General features: G+C 36.4%; 5 protein-coding genes and 1 pseudogene. 1 reads left to right on the top strand and 5 read right to left on the bottom strand.

What is annotated here, in order from left to right:
* A pseudogene (locus AC1EU2_RS18610) lies at positions 1–214 on the top strand (IS110 family transposase); the annotation flags it as partial.
* Between the two features lie 15 nt (positions 215–229).
* On the opposite strand, the gene AC1EU2_RS18605 reads toward AC1EU2_RS18610, so the two are convergent.
* From AC1EU2_RS18605 to AC1EU2_RS18585, 5 genes are all read right to left on the bottom strand, one after another.
* Positions 230–601 (bottom strand): hypothetical protein, encoded by a 372-nt coding sequence (locus AC1EU2_RS18605; protein ID WP_480299773.1) that lies wholly within the window; start codon positions 599–601, stop codon positions 230–232.
* Positions 602–679: 78 nt separating this feature from the next.
* Positions 680–1,600, bottom strand: coding sequence for a hypothetical protein (locus tag AC1EU2_RS18600; protein WP_480299772.1), 921 nt, complete (start codon positions 1,598–1,600; stop codon positions 680–682).
* A gap of 130 nt (positions 1,601–1,730) precedes the next feature.
* Positions 1,731–2,162, bottom strand: coding sequence for a hypothetical protein (locus AC1EU2_RS18595; RefSeq protein WP_480299771.1), 432 nt, complete (start codon positions 2,160–2,162; stop codon positions 1,731–1,733).
* A 105-nt stretch (positions 2,163–2,267) separates the two neighbouring features.
* Positions 2,268–2,801: a hypothetical protein gene (locus tag AC1EU2_RS18590; protein ID WP_480299770.1), complete on the bottom strand. Its 534-nt coding sequence runs from the start codon at positions 2,799–2,801 to the stop codon at positions 2,268–2,270.
* Positions 2,802–2,918: 117 nt separating this feature from the next.
* Positions 2,919–3,287, bottom strand: coding sequence for a hypothetical protein (locus tag AC1EU2_RS18585; protein ID WP_480299769.1), 369 nt, complete (start codon positions 3,285–3,287; stop codon positions 2,919–2,921).
* Positions 3,288–3,306 lie beyond the last annotated feature (19 nt).

Below are 3,306 nucleotides of genomic sequence, written 5' to 3'. Positions count from 1 at the left end.
ACGCTCTCATATCAGAAGTACGTTATTTATGGCTATGATGTCCGCTATGCAATGCAACCCTTTATTTAAAGCAACATATCAAAGGCTTACACAAGCAGGCAAGCCAAAGAAAGTCGCTATTATTGCCTGCTTGAGAAAGATGGTGGTGATTCTAAATTCAATGTTGAGAGACGGAATAAAATGGGATGAAAATAAAATTATTATTCACTCTTGACGCCATAGTCTCTTGTTATGTTTCGGGCTTGTTAATGTGATATTTGAACACTAAAGCCTGCATTAGAGCTACACCGCCAAAAAATAGGACTAGATCGTAATTGATAATAACACTTGAAACACAACTAATAATAACAGCTGCCAAAACGTAATATACAAAGTGACCATTTGTGTATTTACAGATTAACCAATGCGAAAAAATGCCTAAAGTTAACCAACCAGCGAAAGAGAGCAGCAAATACACCGAAACAAAAATTAAGGAAATAGTAACAAACCCCATAAATTCAGTTTTATTGGTAGGGAAGCCGCCAGCAATAACGTAATAGAGTACAAACGGTAACCCGCAGTAACCTATGCTGATCATCATTGCACGACTCCATTCGCCCATGTTCAACACTATCCCTTAGAAACATAACGCTTGGGTCAGGTGCGCCGTAGGCGTCACCTGGACCCACTTGTTAAATGCTTATTTGTTTGGCACGTAAATCTCACCTTTATTGTGAGATGAACCTGAAACTCGATAATTTTTACCCGTCAGGGCTGTTCCCCACATAGCACCAATGTTTTTAGCTTCACTGGGTTCAAAGTCTTCATCAATCGGGTATGATTTCGGATTGCCTCTTCTCTTAAGCCACACTTGGCTATACGCCATAAATGCAAGCATCGGAACAAAAGTTCCATAAGTAAGTAAACGTAGAAGATTCTCCGGAATCTTATCGGTTTCGCTCCAGAGTATCTGAATTGAAAAATCTGAAAATAGCCACCAAAGTCCGTATAATAAAGCTGTTGGACTCATAACAACAAATATGAGAAGCAAGCCTACAGTGATTCGCTCAAACCAACTTGCTTTACTGTCATCTATTGAATGACTGAAATCTTGATCTTGTCCATAAATTCTTCCTGAGGCTGAAATACTAACATTAGGATTATCTTTTACAAAAAATCCTAATTCAGACCATTCATCAGGGTTTACACACTCAAAGTCTACGCCATAAGAATTATTATCTTTTCTTAGGATGTTTAGCCCGATTTTGTCACTTCCTCTGAATATAATGGGTTCACCCAATATTTCAGCTTCTTTATCAAGGTGTATTTCTAGAGGATAGTCTTTACTTATATCTCCTCGCTCAACATGCTTTTTGCCCTTATTCCATATTCTAACGTTAACTAGATAAACATTGTCTAGTTGATTTCCATTTTGGTCATTAACCGTAAAAGGACATGATGTTGCTGATTCAATAATGATCCGACGACCAGTAGTTTCAAGAGTGAGGCCTTTTGTTTTATCTGTTTGTTTAACAACGAGAATGTTAACAAAATAGCCAATTAGTCCGCCAATAATCAGAAGTATGATGTCTTTGTATGATATTAAATCAGTTAGTTCCATGTTTTAAATTTACTTTGATGTATGAATATGTGATTGCATTTAACGCCCGCTTAACAGGCAAATGCTGGTTGGCTAAAATCCGAAGCGCAGCGTAGGAGCCAACCAGTATTTGTCCTTGTTGAAGCGCTTGTTATACGTTTTTGAGCCAGTTTAATGACTTTATTGCTTTGAGAGCTTCACGACTTACTAATAAGTGTTTAAATGAAGCCTCATTCTCAACAGCATTTCCAGACATTTTAAAGCGCTCATTTAATGTATGCACAAGTTTTTCTGACATTGTTTTGATATTTTTATCAGATTTATCTGTTATAGATAGTTTGTTTTGCTGAATTAAAGCCAATAAGAAAGTACTGCAAGTTGCTCTTTTATTTTGAAAAGAAGCCTTTTGCCACTCTATAGCATTTGCAGATTGTAAGTTGCCACCAACTTGCCAGTTTCCTGAGTCAAAATTTGCAGATTTCTCATTTGAAATTTCAACAGCTAACTTTTCAAACTCAGGAGTTACTTTAGAACAGCTCGTAAGCAACAGTGTGAGTAATAATATCCTTAAATTCATAGTCATCCTTGAGTAACGTATAACGCCTGCATAACAGGCGCAAAATGTTTGGCTATAATTTGCGACGAAGGAGCAAAGCCAAACAGTTTTGCGTCCTTGTTAATGCACTTGTTAGCTACCTTTTTTCACCAACGTTTCAATTATCATTATTGAATTACTTTTTTTGTGAAAGGTAACTTTTAGGGGCATGCCCGATTTAATTGGACCAAAACAATCGCCACCATTGAATGCTGTCGAAACTGAATTGCTATATTCGAAGAAATGACCATTGATTTCAAAAGATTCATTTCCCTTTTCTTTATGAACCTTATCATGAGTGTTTTTATTTTGGCACCTACTAATTCGAATAACGTTTTTAACAATACCTTCAACTGTGCTTACTTTGCTTGTGCCTATAGCTTTATGTAGTTTGATGTACTCTCTAGTAATACCTGTACCGACCGCAAGAACCCAAATCATACCCAGAAAACAAGCAATAATGGTTTTTTTACTTATAGCAACCCTCCAATTACTTGTATCATTTCTCTCCATGTCAGCAGCGAGCGAGCCAAGTATCCAAATTAAAAAAAACAACAATCCAGCCAAAGGGAATAAAAAGGCAGTGAGTCCATTTATCTTAAAGTCATAAAGAAACTGATATTCCAAGAATACCTCTGGTAGCTAACGCCGCATTAAGCGGAAAATGGTTGTTGGCTATAATTTTGGAGCGTAGCGGAAAAAGCCAACAAGTATTTTTCCGATTGAATGCCTTGTTATGCGTATTTACTGTTTAAGGTACTGCTTTATATTACTTAACAGATCTATGTCCGTTAATGTACCTTTAAACATTTTCTGCTGGTTATTACTTTTCATTAAAATATATCCAGAACTATTTTCAAGTTCACCCAAACTTGGTGAAACACTATTGGAAAAACAGGTGCGTGCCGTAATTGGGTACTCTCTATGCAAGGAATACGTAATCCTTTGTTGTTGCAAATGAGGAATGATTTTCTTAAACGAATAAAGAAAGTCAGATTCAATTTCAACTTCTTGGTTAGACTTTTCAAGATAAAAGAAAACGTGACCAGCACATTCACTTGCTGTCGAAGAAAAAGAGAGTAAAAACAATACTGAAAATGTAATGAATCTCAAAGTCTATCCTTTATACGCA

The sequence above is a fragment of the Parashewanella sp. 2304DJ23-3 genome (assembly GCF_056591695.1).
This window is presented reverse-complemented; position numbering and strand designations above follow the sequence as displayed.